The organism is Tolumonas auensis DSM 9187, assembly GCF_000023065.1.
GTDB classification, from domain to species: Bacteria; Pseudomonadota; Gammaproteobacteria; order Enterobacterales; family Aeromonadaceae; genus Tolumonas; species Tolumonas auensis.
Genome location: NC_012691.1, coordinates 3,021,449 through 3,037,500, shown reverse-complemented (window position 1 = coordinate 3,037,500; position 16,052 = coordinate 3,021,449). Strand labels below are relative to the sequence as shown.

The 16,052-nt window shown below is 48.5% G+C and carries 16 protein-coding genes, 1 tRNA gene and 2 rRNA genes (1 of these 19 cut by a window edge); 15 read left to right on the top strand and 4 right to left on the bottom strand.

The genetic code is table 11. The features are described from left to right. From TOLA_RS14160 to TOLA_RS14150, 3 genes are all read left to right on the top strand, one after another. Window positions 1-1,080 (top strand): 23S ribosomal RNA (locus TOLA_RS14160) (it extends 1,809 nt beyond the left edge of the window). A gap of 126 nt (window positions 1,081-1,206) precedes the next feature. After that, window positions 1,207-1,321: ribosomal RNA gene (gene rrf, locus TOLA_RS14155) — 5S ribosomal RNA — on the top strand. Window positions 1,322-1,355: 34 nt separating this feature from the next. Further along, window positions 1,356-1,431 (top strand) — tRNA-Thr (locus TOLA_RS14150). Between the two features lie 92 nt (window positions 1,432-1,523). Here the strand turns inward: TOLA_RS14150 and TOLA_RS14145 are convergent. Then, window positions 1,524-2,006, bottom strand: coding sequence for a DUF2799 domain-containing protein (locus tag TOLA_RS14145; RefSeq protein WP_041609549.1), 483 nt, complete (start codon window positions 2,004-2,006; stop codon window positions 1,524-1,526). A gap of 178 nt (window positions 2,007-2,184) precedes the next feature. Beyond that, complete coding sequence (locus TOLA_RS14140; RefSeq protein WP_015879809.1) at window positions 2,185-2,670, bottom strand: CreA family protein; 486 nt, start codon at window positions 2,668-2,670, stop codon at window positions 2,185-2,187. A gap of 293 nt (window positions 2,671-2,963) precedes the next feature. Here TOLA_RS14140 and TOLA_RS14135 point away from each other — a divergent pair, with 293 nt between their 5' ends. From TOLA_RS14135 to TOLA_RS14100, 8 genes are all read left to right on the top strand, one after another. Beyond that, window positions 2,964-4,064 (top strand): extracellular solute-binding protein, encoded by a 1,101-nt coding sequence (locus tag TOLA_RS14135; RefSeq protein WP_015879808.1) that lies wholly within the window; start codon window positions 2,964-2,966, stop codon window positions 4,062-4,064. A gap of 62 nt (window positions 4,065-4,126) precedes the next feature. Beyond that, entirely contained in the window at window positions 4,127-5,260 is a 1,134-nt protein-coding gene (potG, locus tag TOLA_RS14130) for a putrescine ABC transporter ATP-binding subunit PotG (protein ID WP_015879807.1), read from the top strand. Continuing rightward, window positions 5,257-6,183, top strand: coding sequence for a putrescine ABC transporter permease PotH (potH, locus tag TOLA_RS14125; RefSeq protein ID WP_015879806.1), 927 nt, complete (start codon window positions 5,257-5,259; stop codon window positions 6,181-6,183). Before potG ends, potH begins: the two co-directional genes overlap by 4 nt. Beyond that, complete coding sequence (locus TOLA_RS14120; protein WP_015879805.1) at window positions 6,180-7,028, top strand: ABC transporter permease subunit; 849 nt, start codon at window positions 6,180-6,182, stop codon at window positions 7,026-7,028. Before potH ends, TOLA_RS14120 begins: the two co-directional genes overlap by 4 nt. A 140-nt stretch (window positions 7,029-7,168) precedes the next feature. Beyond that, window positions 7,169-8,077, top strand: coding sequence for a cation efflux pump FieF (fieF, locus tag TOLA_RS14115; protein WP_015879804.1), 909 nt, complete (start codon window positions 7,169-7,171; stop codon window positions 8,075-8,077). Window positions 8,078-8,099: 22 nt separating this feature from the next. Beyond that, complete coding sequence (gene cysE, locus TOLA_RS14110) at window positions 8,100-8,891, top strand: serine O-acetyltransferase (RefSeq protein WP_015879803.1); 792 nt, start codon at window positions 8,100-8,102, stop codon at window positions 8,889-8,891. Between the two features lie 37 nt (window positions 8,892-8,928). Beyond that, window positions 8,929-10,206 carry a hypothetical protein gene (locus TOLA_RS14105; protein WP_015879802.1) on the top strand — a complete coding sequence of 426 codons (1,278 nt, stop codon included), beginning with the start codon at window positions 8,929-8,931 and terminating at the stop codon, window positions 10,204-10,206. Between the two features lie 112 nt (window positions 10,207-10,318). Next, on the top strand, window positions 10,319-10,528 hold the full coding sequence (locus tag TOLA_RS14100; protein ID WP_015879801.1) for a cell division protein ZapB: 210 nt from the start codon (window positions 10,319-10,321) through the stop codon (window positions 10,526-10,528). A gap of 43 nt (window positions 10,529-10,571) precedes the next feature. On the opposite strand, the gene rraA is transcribed toward TOLA_RS14100, so the two are convergent. Beyond that, window positions 10,572-11,057, bottom strand: coding sequence for a ribonuclease E activity regulator RraA (gene rraA / locus TOLA_RS14095; RefSeq protein ID WP_015879800.1), 486 nt, complete (start codon window positions 11,055-11,057; stop codon window positions 10,572-10,574). Window positions 11,058-11,336: 279 nt separating this feature from the next. Between rraA and TOLA_RS14090 the strand changes: the two genes are divergently transcribed. Continuing rightward, window positions 11,337-12,662 carry an MFS transporter gene (locus TOLA_RS14090; RefSeq protein WP_015879799.1) on the top strand — a complete coding sequence of 442 codons (1,326 nt, stop codon included), beginning with the start codon at window positions 11,337-11,339 and terminating at the stop codon, window positions 12,660-12,662. Between the two features lie 17 nt (window positions 12,663-12,679). Here TOLA_RS14090 and TOLA_RS14085 read toward each other — a convergent pair whose 3' ends face one another. Continuing rightward, entirely contained in the window at window positions 12,680-13,420 is a 741-nt protein-coding gene (locus tag TOLA_RS14085; RefSeq protein ID WP_015879798.1) for a metallophosphoesterase, read from the bottom strand. Between the two features lie 151 nt (window positions 13,421-13,571). On the opposite strand from TOLA_RS14085, the gene TOLA_RS14080 reads away from it, so the two are divergent. From TOLA_RS14080 to TOLA_RS14070, 3 genes are all read left to right on the top strand, one after another. Continuing rightward, window positions 13,572-14,051, top strand: coding sequence for a YchJ family protein (locus TOLA_RS14080; protein ID WP_015879797.1), 480 nt, complete (start codon window positions 13,572-13,574; stop codon window positions 14,049-14,051). A 13-nt stretch (window positions 14,052-14,064) separates the two neighbouring features. Further along, on the top strand, window positions 14,065-14,643 hold the full coding sequence (locus tag TOLA_RS14075; RefSeq protein WP_015879796.1) for an anthranilate synthase component II: 579 nt from the start codon (window positions 14,065-14,067) through the stop codon (window positions 14,641-14,643). Window positions 14,644-14,740: 97 nt separating this feature from the next. Beyond that, entirely contained in the window at window positions 14,741-15,958 is a 1,218-nt protein-coding gene (locus TOLA_RS14070; protein ID WP_015879795.1) for an aspartate aminotransferase family protein, read from the top strand. Window positions 15,959-16,052 lie beyond the last annotated feature (94 nt).

Sequence of the window (16,052 nt, the reverse complement as noted above, 5' to 3'; positions counted from 1 at the left end):
TGTGACACCTGCCCGGTGCCGGAAGGTTAATTGATGGGGTTAGCGCAAGCGAAGCTCTTGATCGAAGCCCCGGTAAACGGCGGCCGTAACTATAACGGTCCTAAGGTAGCGAAATTCCTTGTCGGGTAAGTTCCGACCTGCACGAATGGTGTAACCATGGCCACGCTGTCTCCACCCGAGACTCAGTGAAATCGAATTCGCCGTGAAGATGCGGTGTACCCGCGGCTAGACGGAAAGACCCCGTGAACCTTTACTATAGCTTGACACTGAACATTGAACCTACCTGTGTAGGATAGGTGGGAGGCTTTGAAGTGATGACGCCAGTTGTCATGGAGCCGACCTTGAAATACCACCCTGGTATGTTTGATGTTCTAACCTCAACCCATTATCTGGGTCAGGGACAGTGTCTGGTGGGTAGTTTGACTGGGGCGGTCTCCTCCCAAAGAGTAACGGAGGAGCACGAAGGTGGGCTAATCACGGTCGGACATCGTGAGGTTAGTGCAATGGCATAAGCCCGCTTAACTGCGAGACGGACAGGTCGAGCAGGTGCGAAAGCAGGTCATAGTGATCCGGTGGTTCTGAATGGAAGGGCCATCGCTCAACGGATAAAAGGTACTCCGGGGATAACAGGCTGATACCGCCCAAGAGTTCATATCGACGGCGGTGTTTGGCACCTCGATGTCGGCTCATCACATCCTGGGGCTGAAGTTGGTCCCAAGGGTATGGCTGTTCGCCATTTAAAGTGGTACGCGAGCTGGGTTCAGAACGTCGTGAGACAGTTCGGTCCCTATCTGCCGTGGGCGTTGGATGATTGAGTGGGGTTGCTCCTAGTACGAGAGGACCGGAGTGAACGAACCGCTGGTGTTCGGGTTGTCATGCCAATGGCACTGCCCGGTAGCTAAGTTCGGAAAAGATAACCGCTGAAAGCATCTAAGCGGGAAACTTGCCACGAGATGAGTCATCCCTAGGACTATAAGTCCTCTGAAGGGCCGTTGAAGACTACGACGTTGATAGGTGGGGTGTGTAAGTGTAGTGATACATTGAGCTAACCCATACTAATGACCCGAGAGGCTTAACCATACAACACCCAAGTAGTTTTGAAGCGCTTGTTTGATTGATGAACGAAATAAAGACCGCGAGGTCACAGCTTTCCAAGACTTATTGCTAACGAGACCCAATGAGTTAGTGATAAGGGACCCGAATATGCCTGGCGGCAATAGCGCGATGGAACCACCTGTACCCATGCCGAACACAGAAGTGAAACGTTGTAGCGCCGATGGTAGTGTGGCATTCGCCATGTGAGAGTAGGACACTGCCAGGCTTCTAAATTAGACGAAAGTCAGCCGGAATAAAGTGCTGATATGGCTCAGTTGGTAGAGCGCACCCTTGGTAAGGGTGAGGTCCCCAGTTCGACTCTGGGTATCAGCACCATTGAAAAAACAAAGCCCTGCAGTTATCTGCAGGGCTTTTTGTTTTTATAACATTCTGAATAATAAAAAGCGGGTTTCCCCGCAACATCCGAATTATTTTTTCTTAAAGAGAAATTTATTGAGTGGTTCAGGATCTGCTATCTGTAATGTGCCTTTGATATCCAGCAATTCTTGCTGTAATTGATATTCTTCCCAACTTAGATCCTGCTGCTGTTCCTTATTTGCTGAACCTTTAGCTATTTGAATTTCTTTCAGCCGTGTTTCTATTCGCTGTAATTCCACTTTCTGTCTGGTTTCTGCTGCACCAATACTGAATGTTTTTCGGAATTCCGCATCTGCAAGACAAGGACCGGTATAACTCTGCTGACTGGCGGCTAATTCAAATGCTTTTGTTGAAGGGCATTGTTGATGTAAAGCCGATAGGTATCCTTTACGCCATTGTTTGAAATCTGGTTGGATATCATATTCAGCACATTGGTCAGCATATTCATCGGCATCACTTAAATATTTTCCTGACCAGGCATCACTGATCCCGCGGGTATGCCAATTGGTGTCGGCACATTGTTGTTCTGTCATTGAACTACTACAGCCGGCAAGTATCAGACTGGCGCAAATAAGATATTTCATAAGATTTAAATAATGTTGAAAGCGATAATTGGATCTTATCAGTTAACAATACCAGGTGGTATTGATTCGACAATGGCATATCAGTAATAGATACAGTCGCCCAAATGAACATATAGTCTATATGTTATTACTTATTCACATTCTCTGTGGATCCTCTGATGGAAGTATCCATAGGAACAACAGAAATAGCACTTTTGTAAGAACCATCGACAACACGGGTACTATATGTCAGATAAATCAGTGTGTTATGTGTTTTATCCAGAAAACGAACAACGCGCTGTTCTTTAAATATCAATGATGTTTTTACATCGAAGACGATTTCGCCGGGTGAAAAAGGCTGATTGATTTTTACTGGCCCGACCCGGGTGCAGGAGATTGAAGCATAGGCCCTGTCTTCCGCAAGACCCAGCCCACCCGAGAGCCCCCCGGTTTTGGGGCGGGAAAGGTAACAGGTAACACCGCTGATTTTGGGATCTTCAAACGCTTCAATAATGATTTTGTGGTTTGGTCCCACTAATTTAAATTCGGTACTGACTTCACCAATTCGTTCTGCATCCTGCGCGTTGGCAAGTAATGAACCAAAAGAAAGAAGGCAAAGAGTGAACAGGCGCATTGGTGACTCCTTGAATGCGGGATAGCAGCATAAACCGAACAACTCAGTGTTATCGCTATGCCATTCATAACCGTTGATTTTACTGTCTGGATCTTAAATAAGATCGTGGATTTTTTGCATACAACCACATTTATTCTAAATATAATGAAATTGTATTCGTCCATGATGACATGCCACTGATTGGCATATTTCGAGAATACCACACAAAGCGACACGGATAGAAATGTGGATGCGTCTGCCATATGCATCACTTTCGTATACGGATCCATTACTTGAGATTCAGGAGATGCTTGATGTCATACATTAAAGGATTAGTGGCTGCTTCTCTTGCAGCTACTGTGACGATGAGTAGTGCAGTGGCTCAGGAAGAAAAAGTTCTGCATGTATATAACTGGAGCGATTATATCGCTGAAGATACGGTTGCCAACTTTGAAAAAGAGACCGGTATCAAGGTTGTTTATGATGTATTCGATAGTAATGAAGTCTTGGAAGCTAAGCTGTTAGCGGGAAATACAGGCTTTGATATTGTCGTGCCCAGCTCCGACTTCCTGGCTCGTCAGATCCAAGCTGGTGTGTTTCAATCAATGGACAAGAGTAAGTTGTCTAATCTGAAAAACATGGATGCCGGCATCATGAAATTGTTGGCAGAAAAGGATCCTGACAACGCACATTCTGTTCCGTATTTAGGCGGGACCACAGGCATTGGTTTTAATCCGCAAAAAGTTGCTGCGGTAATGGGGCCTGATTTCAAACTGGATAGCTGGGATGCGGTGTTTAAACCTGAGAACTTGGCGAAGCTGAAAAAATGCGGTGTGTCATTTCTGAATGCACCAACTGAGATAATGGCAACAGCGCTGCATTACATGGGCAAAGATCCTAACAGTACGAATCCGGCTGATTATCGTGAAGCAGGTAAGCTGCTGTCGACTCTGCGTCCACATATTTCTTATTTCCATTCTTCTCAATACATCAATGACTTGGCAAACGGCGACATTTGCGTTGCAATCGGCTGGTCTGGTGATGTGATGCAGGCGGCTGCGCGTGCAGAGGAAGCGAAAAATAATGTGACTGTTGATTATGTGATCCCGAAAGAAGGCGCACTGGTTTTCTATGACATGCTGGCTATTCCGGCAGATTCAAAACATCCGGAAAATGCACATGCATTTATTAATTATCTGATGCGTCCGGAAGTGATCGCAAAAATTTCTAACTATGTTTCCTATGCCAGTGGTAATGAAGCATCATTACCGATGGTGGATGAAACATTACGCAATAATCCGAATATTTATCCGCCTGTAGAATTAAAGGCCAAGATGTTCGGGCTGAAAGTTTTACCCGCTAAGATCAATCGCGAAATTACTCGTGAATGGACTAAAGTCAAAACCGGTAAATAACCACTGTTTATATAAGAATAGGGGCGTCGTTAACGCCCCTTGATTGTTTCTGGGAGAAAAACATGGCTGTGGTCGATAAACCTGCCGTAGCGTCTACCGAGCACTCTGCTCGACCACTACTGGAAATCCGCAATCTTACCAAGCTGTTTGATGGTATTCCTGCGGTGGATAATGTCAGTCTTACTATTAATAAAGGTGAGATTTTTGCGTTGCTGGGAGCATCCGGTTGCGGTAAATCGACGTTATTGCGTCTGTTGGCCGGTTTTGAAACACCGACTAAAGGACAAATCATTCTGGATGGGCAGGATCTGGCTGATATGCCGCCCTATAAACGACCGATTAATATGATGTTTCAATCATATGCTTTATTTCCACATATGACGGTAGAACAGAATATTGCATTTGGTCTGAAACAGGATCGTTTACCCAAGGATGAGATCAATCAGCGGGTGCATGAAATGCTGGAGCTGGTTCATATGCTTCAGTTTGCCAAACGTAAACCACACCAATTATCAGGCGGTCAGCGGCAGCGAGTGGCTTTAGCCCGTTCTCTGGCAAAACGTCCCAAGCTGTTATTGCTTGATGAGCCGATGGGGGCGTTGGATAAAAAGTTACGTGAAAAGATGCAGTTGGAAGTCGTCGATATCATTGAGCGGGTCGGCGTAACCTGCGTTATGGTAACCCATGATCAGGAAGAGGCCATGACGATGGCGGGCCGTATCGCGATCATGGATCGTGGTGAATTCGTGCAGATCGGTAGCCCGGAAGAGATTTATGAACACCCTAACTGCCGTCTGAGTGCTGAGTTTATTGGTTCGGTAAATATTTTTGAAGGAACGCTGGTTGAAGACGGTCCTGATTACATGATCATTCAGTCTGACGCTCTGACGCACCCTATTCAGGTTAACCATGGTGCTTCGATGGCGGAAGGGGTGCCGCTGATGGTGGCTTTGCGCCCTGAGAAAATCCATTTCCGTAATGACATTCCATCCGATCATACGAACTATGAACGAGGTCTGGTTGAGAACATTGCCTATCTGGGTGATATCTCTATTTATCACGTGCGTTTGGAAAGTGGTAAGTTGGTGACTGCGACATTACCGAATGTGAACCGTTTCAGAACGGGCCAGCCAACCTGGGATGATCAGGTTTATCTGTGCTGGGATCCGGATTCTTGTGTGGTGCTGACAATATGAGTGCTGAGAAACTACGACAACTTCCCTTCATGGGCTGGTTGCCGGGTGGTCGTCATCTGGTGATTGCGATTCCCTATTTATGGATGGTGCTGTTTTTTCTTATTCCATTTTTGATCATTCTGAAAATCAGTTTTGCTGAAGTGCTGATCGCTATTCCGCCTTATTCAGATCTGGTCTCATATTCTGAGGAAAAACTGAACTTTGTGCTGAACCTGGGAAATTACATCTATCTGCTGGATGATGTGATGTACCTTGATTCATATCTGCAATCCATTCAGGTCGCTATCACATCCACCTTGCTTTGCTTGCTGATTGGTTATCCCATTGCATGGGCGATCGTTCATTCCAGTCCGGCGATGCGTAATGTTCTGTTGATGCTGGTCGTACTGCCCAGCTGGACGTCATTTCTGATCCGTGTTTATGCATGGATAGGGATACTGAAGAATAACGGGCTGATCAATAATGTATTGATGTGGTTAGGTCTGATCGATGAGCCACTGCATATGTTGCATACCAATGGTGCAGTGTATGTCGGGATCGTATATGCGTATCTACCATTTATGATCCTGCCTATTTATACCGCTTTAATGCGGGTGGATTATTCTCTGATCGAGGCGGCGTCTGATCTGGGGGCCCGACCATTCCGCTCATTCCTTTCTATCACCTTGCCTTTGACCAGGAGCGGTATTATTGCCGGCTCTATGCTGGTCTTTATTCCTGCGGTCGGTGAGTTTGTTATCCCTGAATTATTGGGTGGCCCGGACTCATTACTGATTGGCCGTGTCTTGTGGCAGGAATTCTTCAATAACCGTGACTGGCCGGTGGCCTCCGCGGTAGCGGTGGTAATGTTAACTATCCTGATGGTACCGATTATCTGGTTCTACCGTTATCAACGTCGGGAAATGCAGGAGAGTGGATCATGACACCAATCCCGCAGGTGAAATCGAAATTTCGTACATTTATCTTGCTGGCCGGATTTGGCTTTTTGTATGTGCCGATCCTGTTGCTGATTGTGTACTCGTTCAATGAATCCCGTCTGGTGACCGTGTGGTCAGGCTTTTCAGTTAAATGGTATGGCGAGTTATTTGCCGATAACCTGATGATGAACGGTGTGATCCTGAGTCTGACCATTGGTGTATTGAGTGCCAGTATGGCGGTGGTAATTGGTACGTTGGCCGCGTTTGTCCTGACGCGTATTGGCAATTTCCGCGGACAAACCAGCTTTGCTTTTTTGATCACTGCACCAATGGTTATGCCAGAGGTGATCACGGGTCTGGCATTACTACTGTTGTTTGTTGCTATGTCCAATATGTTTGGCTGGCCAGCGCAGCGTGGGGCGATGACGATCTGGATCGCGCATGTGACGTTTACTGCCGCGTATGTCACGGTGATCGTGCGTTCCCGTTTACAGGAACTGGATCTCTCGATTGAAGAAGCGGCGCAGGATCTGGGGGCCACACCCTTCAAGGTGTTTTTCCTGGTCACGTTACCCTCTATTGCGCCGGCAATTGCTGCGGGGTGGTTATTGGGATTTACTCTGTCAGTAGACGATCTGGTTATTACCAGCTTTGTTTCCGGGCCTAACGCAACTACGCTGCCGATGGTAGTGTTCTCCAGTGTTCGCTTAGGTGTAAGCCCTAAAATCAATGCATTAGCGACGTTGATTATCCTGGTCGTATCTATTGCCACTTTTATTGGCTGGTGGATGATGGCCTCTGCCGAGAAGCGTCGCAAGGCAGAAATTAAAGCAGCTATGCAAAACGGCTGATGTGATTAGATGAGAGGTTCGAATCCTCTTACGCCGACCAAACTATTCAAAGGGTTAGCTGAAGCTGACCCTTTTTTCTTTTTGGCATTTGCCATGTCAGTTATACTTTAATCCCTTATAGTTATATTGGTTGTTTCAGAATGGCGACAGAACATAGTCATTATTATCGTTGGGTGACTTTCGCGGGGATCGCTTCTTCTGCAACCGCGGGTTTATTGATTATCGGTAAACTTACCGCCTGGCTGATGACAGGCTCATCAAGTTTACTGGCGTCACTGACTGACTCAATGATGGATATTAGTGCTTCACTGATCAGCCTGATGGCTGTGCGCTATGCATTAATTCCTGCGGACGATAATCATCAGTTTGGTCATGGCAAAGCGGAATCGCTGGCCAGTCTGGCTCAGGCTGCATTTATCACAGGTTCAGCCGTTGTATTGTTGATGCATGGTGTGGATGCGCTGCTGGATCCTAAGCCGTTACAGCATGTTGCTGTCGGGATCTGGATCAGTATCGCTTCATTGGGATTGACTCTGGTTCTGGTCACGTTCCAAAGCTATGTTATTCGTCTGACGGGAAGCCAGGCGGTAAAAGCGGATTCATTACATTACCGGTCGGATTTGCTGCTGAATGCGGCGGTATTACTGGCTCTGGTTTTATCGTCACAGGGGTTTCCTAATGCCGATGCGATCTTTGCTATTCTGCTGGGCGGGTATATTCTGTGGAGTGCGCTGCAAATTGGCTACGAAGCGATACAGACATTGTTGGATCGTCAGCTGCCGGAAGATGAATGTCAGCAAATTACGGACATTTGTTGCGCAGTGGACGGGGTTCGCGGGATCCATGATTTGAAAACCCGCCTTTCCGGACCAATGCGTTTTATTCAGTTACATCTGGAGCTGGATGATGAACTTCCACTGGTGAAGGCGCATGAGTTAGCGGATATCGCTGAAATGCGTTTGAAGGCGCAGTTTCCAATTTCAGACATTCTTATTCATATGGATCCTGTTTCTGCGCTGCCCAAAGAGAATGTGCACCATCAGCCATGAAATACTGCAGTTAGGGAGTGATATGGCCTGCAAAAAATGCGTTAAAAAAGACAAAGCTTGGCAGACTATCCGGGATGAAGCCGTGCAAATGGCAGCCGAAGAACCGATGCTGGCCAGCTTTTTCCATTCCACGATTATTAATCACGATAGTCTGGGGGCTGCACTCAGTTTTCAGCTGGCCAATAAACTAGGCAGCGTGACCATGCCACCGATAGTGCTGCGCGAAGTCATTGAACAAGCGCTCCGTACCGATCCAGAAATTCTGAATGCAGTTGCCTGTGATATTTGTGCGGTCACGGAACGTGATCCGGCTGTGAACTTCCTTTCTACGCCTCTGCTTTATCTGAAGGGGTTTCAGGCTTTACAGGCTTATCGTGTATCGCATTGGTTATGGCTGCAGGGAAGACAGTCGCTGGCGTTATTTCTGCAGCATCAGATTTCTGTTGTTTACGGTGTGGATATTCATCCGGCCGCGCAGATAGGCTTCGGTATCATGCTCGATCATGCGACGGGCATTGTCATCGGGGAAACCGCCGTTGTGGGGAATGATGTTTCTATTCTGCAAAATGTGACGCTGGGTGGTACAGGTAAAGAACACGGCGACCGTCATCCTAAGATCCGTGAAGGGGTGATGATTGGTGCTGGTGCCAAAGTGCTGGGTAATATTGAAGTCGGTGAGGGCGCCAAGATTGGTGCGGGGAGTGTGGTACTGGCTCCGGTACCGCCACACACGACAGTTGCGGGCGTACCGGCAAAAGAAGTCGGACGACCATCTACATTAAAACCATCACTGAGTATGGAACAGGATATCTGAACGGGGCAACAGCCCCGTTTTCTTCAACGGAGGATCCATGTTAAAGCCAGTGGCCGGGGTGTTACTGCTCGGTATGTGGGCCTGTTATCTGAGCTATCTGTTCATGGGAATGTCTCCGTGGCCTGCGACTGCTCTGGCATGGAGTGCGGCCTTATTGCTGGGGCCGCGTCTGGATCACGCTGCCCGCCGGCAATGCACCATTTTATACGGGGTGGCATTCCTGCTGCTTTTGTTTTGCTGGCTGAACGGTGTTCATTTTTCTGCCCGGCAATTATTCCTTCCTAATCTTGATATGGTGGCGTTATTCACCGGGGTCAGTACATTAAATCTGGCTACGAGTGCGCTGGCAGAAAATGCGCAGTCTAACTGGCGTGGCTGGAAGGGCTTATTCAGTTCCTTGTTAGGAGTGAGTTTTCTGGGGGCCGTGATCAATATGTCGGTGTTGTTTGTCGTTGGTGATCGGTTGGCAGTTAACGGCACACTGGAGCGGCGACAGGTAATTATTCTTAACCGGGTCTATTGTGCAGCTGCATTCTGGTCACCCTTCTTCATTGCTATGGCCGTAGCATTAATTTATGCCCCAGGGATGCAGTTTTCACGGATTTTGCCGTTTGGCTTGCTGGCAGCACTGGGCGCTATGCTGATCACAACATGGGATGTGTGGCGGCGTGGTATCGCCGATTTTGAAGGCTATCCACTGAGTATACAGACGCTACGGTTACCGGTTTTATTATCACTGGCGGTGATATTGGGAAAGTGGTGGTGGCCGGCATTAACTATCACCGGCATTATTGCCTTAATGGCACCGCTGATATCTGTGCTGTTAATGCCTAAAAAGCAGATGACAACCGCATTAAAACGACAGGTTACAGAACGTTTTCCTGCAATGGGCAGTCAGGTGGTGTTGTTTTTGGGGGCAGGGCTGCTGGCTGCCGGGATCCACGGCTTAACACAGATCTGGTCTCCGGAGGCGTTATTTGCCCGCATTGAGCATTACGGTGTTCTGGAAGCGGCTGTTGTGACGCTGGTGATCCTGCTGGTGGCTTATCTGGGCGTTCACCCTATTATTATGATATCCAGTCTGGCGCCATTGTTGTGGCACTTACATCCTGATCCCTCTTTACTGGGAATGACATTTTTGTTTGCCTGGGGACTTTCAACCGGGGCCACACCTTTATCCGGTGCCAATCTGGCGCTGATCGCCTGTTACCGGGTAAAAGCCTGGAATATGCTGATTTGGAATCTTGGGTATGCAGTCAAACAATGGCTCTGGCTGACAGCATTATATGCGTTGTATATCTGGTGTTATTTGTAACTTTTATGGTGCGGCTTTTTGCGCTGGTTAGTTGTGTCGCCGGCATTAGCAGACTATCCTAGCCTTCCAAATGAATTCCTCTGCCGCTGGCAGAATTGTGTATAGGTGTGTTATGTCTTTTGAAGTATTAGAACAGCTTGAAGCGAGAGTCCAATCTGCGGTGGATGGCATCACTTTGTTGAAAATGGAACTCGATGAGCTGCGGGCACAAAATCAGCAACTGAAAGAAGAAAACCAGCATTTACGGAATGAACATCAGGCATGGCAGGAACGTCTGCGTTCTTTGCTGGGCAAAATGGATCAGATGAACAGCGAAGGTTAATAACAAAAACGCCGGAAAATTCCGGCGTTTTTCATGGTATCGGTTATTCGATATCCAATGGTTCCGGCGATAAAATGACACCGGTAGTATCCGCATAGATATGGTCTTCCGGCAGGAAAGTGACACCGCCGAAGTTAACCGGCAATTCGCTGTCTCCGGTATCATCTTCATCTGCACCGACCGGAATGGACGCTAGCGCCTGAATTCCGATCTCCAGATCAGCCAGTGCATCGACTTCCCGCACTGAACCGTAACAGATGATGCCTTCCCAACCATTATCTGCAGCAATAGCTGCAATATCTGCATCGATCAGGGCGCGTCGTAAAGAGCCACCACCATCAATCAACAGTACTCTGCCAACGCCACTTTCTTTGACAATCTGGCGAATAATGCCATTTGCCTCAAAACATTTAATTGTGGTTACCAGTCCACCGAAAGAGGAGCGCCCGCCGAAGGTGCTGAACATAGGTTCCACAACATCGACTTGATCCTGGTAAATATCACAAAGCTGGGAGGTATTGTATTCCATGGTGATGAGTCCAACGTATTGACGTTATTAGCAGTATAAGGATGCCATCGTGGAAAGCAAAGCATGAACCATACAGAATTGGCCTGTGTGACAGAAAAACGCTGGCTGGTATTGGTTGAATACGGAAATTAGCGAAGAAATGTGATTGTCATCACTCAGTCATCGGTGTTTAATCAATAAATCAGGCTGCTGCGCATTAAAAATGTCTGTTTTTGGGTTTTATTGCGAATTTGTGGCCGGTATAAGAGGGAATTTGCATATTTCTGCTGCGAGGAAGCCATGTCACAAGATATATCATCAATATCAACCGGGGGAGCTCATCGCCCGCTTAATCGTAATGATTACAAAACATTATCTCTGGCTGCACTGGGCGGTGCGTTAGAGTTTTATGATTTCATTATCTTTGTTTTTCTGGCTACGGTCGTTGGCCAGCATTTTTTCCCGACTGATATTCCGGAGTGGCTGCGTCAGTTTCAGACTTACGGCATTTTTGCTGCCGGCTATCTGGCCCGGCCGCTGGGTGGCATTGTGATGGCGCACTTCGGCGATCTGTTCGGCCGCAAGAAAATGTTTAACCTAAGCATTTTGCTGATGGCTTTTCCGACCTTGTTAATGGGGTTGTTACCGACTTATGCCTCAGTGGGTGTGATTGCACCGGTTGGTTTGCTGATCCTGCGTATTTTGCAGGGGGCAGCGATTGGTGGTGAAGTTCCGGGGGCGTGGGTCTTTGTTTCTGAGCATGTGCCTGCCCGTCGTGTCGGTTATGCCTGTGGCACACTGACCGCCGGCCTCACAGCCGGTATTCTGCTGGGTTCACTGGTTGCGACTGCGCTGAACACCATACTGACACAAGAAGAGATCATCGCCTGGGGCTGGCGTATTCCGTTCCTGTTAGGTGGTGTGTTTGGGTTGTTTGCCATGATGCTGCGTCGTTGGCTGGAGGAGACCCCGATATTTACCGAGATGAAAGCCAAAAAACAGCTGGTGGAAGGTTTACCGCTGAAACAGGTGCTGGGTAATAGTAAAGCCGAAGTGGCGGTATCGATGTTGCTGACCTGGGTGCTGTCTGCCGCGATCGTGGTGGTGATCCTGATGACGCCAACCTATCTGCAGAAACAACTGGCCATTGCGCCAACCGCTGCGTTGCAGGCGAACTCACTGGCGATTGTAGCATTAACGATCGGTTGTATTTTCTTTGGCTGGTTAAACGATCGTTTCAGCAGTGGTCTGATTTTTATCGTTGGCAGTATTGGACTCGCGCTGTCTGCGTATACTTTTTATCACGGTGTCGTAGCGGATCCGTCTTTGTTGTTTGTCCTTTATCCGCTGGTTGGTTTCTTTGTGGGGATCGTCGGCGCCGTGCCCTATGTCATGGTGAATGCGTTTCCGCCAGCGATCCGTTTTTCCGGCCTTTCATTTTCTTATAATCTGTCTTATGCCATTTTCGGTGGTATGACGCCGATGCTGGTGGCGTTCTGGCTGAAGAATGAACCCATGGCACCTTGCTATTATGTTATGGCGCTGTGCTGCGTTGGTGTGGCGGTCGGTGGCTGGTTGTTGCTGCAGGAGCGGCAGGAACCTGAAGCGATACCTCAGGTTAATTAAATTTGTCGGGCCAGCAGTTACTTGCTGGCCTGATAACAATGCAGTTCTTTGCCGATTTCCAGCACACTCAGATAGCCACCGGGAAAAACAGCGCCGCTGTCCAGCCAGATACAGTTTCCTTTTCTGAATGGTGTAGGACGAATTGGCGTGTGTCCCATGATGCACCAGTCGACGCCTTTGATCCGATAAGCATCGGAGAGCAGATCTGTTTTATTGGCCAGCGAGATCCGTTCTCGTGACCAGATCAGTTTTTCAATCAGGTCTTCCCGTTTTTTCTGCTTGTATTCATTTAATGCGGTCCGTAATTCCTGCCAGTCATTGAACACCGGATCTGCGTGACAGATGCCGATGTGCAGGTTATCTGCAGTAAAGAGATCAATGACGAGCGGCAATTGTTCCAGTCTGGGAAGCCAGTGCTCTTTGGTTCTTTGCTGTTCTTCCGGCGGAAGCTCATAGAACCAGTTTCCTCCATTTCTGATCCAGCAATATTCCGACAGCGGTTCCTCTCTCCAGGCAGAACAGCACATCTGTTCGTGGTTTCCCTGGATAGCGAAGATCCCGGGTTGATCCAGTAACTTCAGGCAACCGGGGCTATCTGGCCCGCGATCGGTCAGGTCACCCAGCAGAATGCATACATCGCCCTGATCGGCAGAAAAGTGAACCTGTTGCAGTATGGATTGCAACGGTGACAGGCAGCCATGTAAATCACCTGCAACAAATGTTCTGCCCCGAACCTGCAATGTCTGACAAGACGGCATGATGATGCTCCGGACACGGTATCCCATTATCCAAGCGTAGTTTATTTTCACTGTTTTAGATTTGTCGGCGGTAAAAATCCGGCTGTATGGAACTGAGCTGTAAAGAGGGCTGTGTTAAAATCAGTGCTTTGTTGGCTTCTCAGGAAACACTATGTCATCCAGCACAGAATTGTGCCCTTGCGGTAGTAAAAAGCTCTTTTCTCAGTGTTGTCAGCCGCTACTGAACAGAGAGAAAACGGCAGAGACGCCGGAACAGTTAATGCGTTCGCGTTTTACCGCATTTTCCCGGGCGGATGCGTGGGGATATGTACTGAAAACCTGGCATCCTGATAACCGGCCTGCGGTGAGTGAAGCGGAACTGGCGGAAGAAAGCCGGTTAGCTAAATGGGAAAAGCTGGAGATCCGTGAGACGAAAGTGCACGGAGAGCAAGGTGAAGTCACCTTCTGTGCCTGGTATCGCGACCAGACGGGATTGCATCCGCATATTGAGCGTTCGCAGTTTGTGCGTTATGACGGTGAATGGGTGTATACCACCGGGGAATTTTTGCCTTATACCCGTGCGGTGAAAACCAAACCTAACGATCCGTGCCCGTGCGGGAGTGGTAAAAAATATAAGCGTTGCTGCGGCTGAGTGCGGAGTAATTATGATCCTGCTGATCGATAACTATGACTCTTTTACCTATAACCTGGTGCAGTATTTCGGACAGCTGGGTGCGCAGGTGGATGTGCGTCGCAATGATGCCGTGACTATCCCGGACATCTCAGCACTACGCCCCTCGCATCTGGTTATTTCGCCCGGTCCGTGTACACCCAATGAGGCAGGGATCTCGCTGGATGCGATCCGTATGTTTGCCGGAAAAATACCGATCCTCGGCGTTTGTCTCGGGCATCAGGCCATTGCTCAGGCATTTGGCGGCACGGTGATCCGGGCGCGCCAGGTGATGCATGGCAAAACCAGTCTCATTGGTCACGATGGCAAAGGTGTCTTTCGCGGATTAAACAATCCGTTGACGGTGACGCGTTATCACTCCTTGCTGGTTGAAGAATCGTCATTACCGGCGGAGTTTGAGGTATCAGCCTGGACCCTGCCGGAAGCGGGGGTTGCCAGAGAGATAATGGGATTACGTCATCGCAGCCTTCCTGTGGAAGGCGTTCAGTTTCATCCCGAAAGTATACTGAGTGAGCAGGGACTCGAATTATTAGCAAATTTCCTGCAGCAATAGTGTTTCGTTATTGGGTGTCACCATTTGTGGTGATATATTATGCACTCTAATTGATTAAATTTTCATTTTCCTGGTTTTACAGTGCTAAGGAGTTTGTATGACAGAACAGATGCAGGTGACGCGTAGTTGGTTTGATGAAGTCATTGTCCCAACTTATGCTCCCGCAGCTTTCATTCCGGTGCGTGGTCTGGCTTCCCGTTTATGGGACCAACAGGATCGCGAATATATCGATCTCGCGGGTGGTATCGCGGTCAATGCGCTGGGTCACTGTCATCCGGCTTTAGTTAAAACCCTGACTGAACAAGGGCAGCGTCTGTGGCATGTCAGTAACTGGATGACCAACGAACCGACATTGCGTCTGGCACGTAAAATGGTTGATGCGACATTTGCTGATCGTGCGTTTTTCTGTAACTCCGGCGCAGAAGCTAACGAAGCGGCATTCAAACTGGCGCGTCGTTATGCCAAAGAAAAATTCGGCGAGCAGAAAAACCAGATCATTGCCTTCCTGCAGGGTTTCCATGGCCGTACTTTCTTCACTGTGAGCGTGGGTGGTCAGTCACATTACTCTGATGGCTTTGGCCCGCGTCCGGGAGCGATCCAGCATATTCCTTATAATGATATTGCAGCACTGAAAGAGCTGATTTCTGACAGTACCTGTGCGGTGGTGATGGAGCCATTGCAGGGTGAAGGCGGGGTGTTACCAGCCGATAAAGAATTTGCCAAAGCAGTTCGCGAGCTGTGTGATCAACATAATGCACTGCTGATTTTTGACGAAGTACAGACTGGCATGGGGCGTACCGGTAGCCTGTTTGCTTATATGCAGATGGGTGTGGAGCCGGATATTCTGACGACTGCCAAAGCTTTGGGTGGCGGATTCCCGATTGCGGCGATGCTGACACGTGAAGCGGTTGCTCAGGTATTCCAGCCGGGTGTGCATGGCACGACTTTCGGTGGGAACCCGCTGGCCTGTGCAGTGGCTGAAACCGCGTTTGATCTGATCAATGATCCAGCGATGCTGGCTGGTGTGAAAGAGCGCGAAGGCTGGTTCCGTGCTGAACTGGAAAAGATCAACGCTGAATATCATTGTTTCAGTGAAGTCCGTGGTCAGGGTTTACTGCTTGGTGCTGTATTAACCGAGGCCTTTGCCGGTAAAGCCAAAGCGTTTGTGGATGCGGGAATTGAGCAGGGCGTACTGGTGCTGGTGGCTGGCCCAAATGTGGTGCGTTTTGCTCCGGCACTGAATTTGACGGCAGAAGAGTTCGCCGAAGGTATGCGTCGTTTTACCCTGGCCGTCGCTCAGGTGGTAAAAGCGTAAGCTGTCTTTCAGGCAGAGACAAAAAAGGCTGCGTTTGCAGCCTTTTTACTGTCATTCAAAAACCACCTCCGAAGGAGATGGTGATCGTATGCTT

Excerpts from the sequence above, each read along its gene's own strand:
- cysE (WP_015879803.1), top strand. The coding sequence starts at position 8,100 with ATGGCCTGCAAAAAATGCGTTAAAAAAGACAAAGCTTGGCAGACTATC.
- TOLA_RS14120 (WP_015879805.1), top strand. The coding sequence starts at position 6,180 with ATGACACCAATCCCGCAGGTGAAATCGAAATTTCGTACATTTATCTTG.
- TOLA_RS14085 (WP_015879798.1), bottom strand. The coding sequence starts at position 13,420 with ATGCCGTCTTGTCAGACATTGCAGGTTCGGGGCAGAACATTTGTTGCA.
- potG (WP_015879807.1), top strand. The coding sequence starts at position 4,127 with ATGGCTGTGGTCGATAAACCTGCCGTAGCGTCTACCGAGCACTCTGCT.
- fieF (WP_015879804.1), top strand. The coding sequence starts at position 7,169 with ATGGCGACAGAACATAGTCATTATTATCGTTGGGTGACTTTCGCGGGG.
- TOLA_RS14070 (WP_015879795.1), top strand. The coding sequence starts at position 14,741 with ATGACAGAACAGATGCAGGTGACGCGTAGTTGGTTTGATGAAGTCATT.
- TOLA_RS14075 (WP_015879796.1), top strand. The coding sequence starts at position 14,065 with ATGATCCTGCTGATCGATAACTATGACTCTTTTACCTATAACCTGGTG.
- TOLA_RS14100 (WP_015879801.1), top strand. The coding sequence starts at position 10,319 with ATGTCTTTTGAAGTATTAGAACAGCTTGAAGCGAGAGTCCAATCTGCG.
- TOLA_RS14140 (WP_015879809.1), bottom strand. The coding sequence starts at position 2,670 with ATGCGCCTGTTCACTCTTTGCCTTCTTTCTTTTGGTTCATTACTTGCC.
- TOLA_RS14135 (WP_015879808.1), top strand. The coding sequence starts at position 2,964 with ATGTCATACATTAAAGGATTAGTGGCTGCTTCTCTTGCAGCTACTGTG.
- TOLA_RS14080 (WP_015879797.1), top strand. The coding sequence starts at position 13,572 with ATGTCATCCAGCACAGAATTGTGCCCTTGCGGTAGTAAAAAGCTCTTT.
- TOLA_RS14105 (WP_015879802.1), top strand. The coding sequence starts at position 8,929 with ATGTTAAAGCCAGTGGCCGGGGTGTTACTGCTCGGTATGTGGGCCTGT.
- potH (WP_015879806.1), top strand. The coding sequence starts at position 5,257 with ATGAGTGCTGAGAAACTACGACAACTTCCCTTCATGGGCTGGTTGCCG.
- rraA (WP_015879800.1), bottom strand. The coding sequence starts at position 11,057 with ATGGAATACAATACCTCCCAGCTTTGTGATATTTACCAGGATCAAGTC.
- TOLA_RS14145 (WP_041609549.1), bottom strand. The coding sequence starts at position 2,006 with ATGACAGAACAACAATGTGCCGACACCAATTGGCATACCCGCGGGATC.
- TOLA_RS14090 (WP_015879799.1), top strand. The coding sequence starts at position 11,337 with ATGTCACAAGATATATCATCAATATCAACCGGGGGAGCTCATCGCCCG.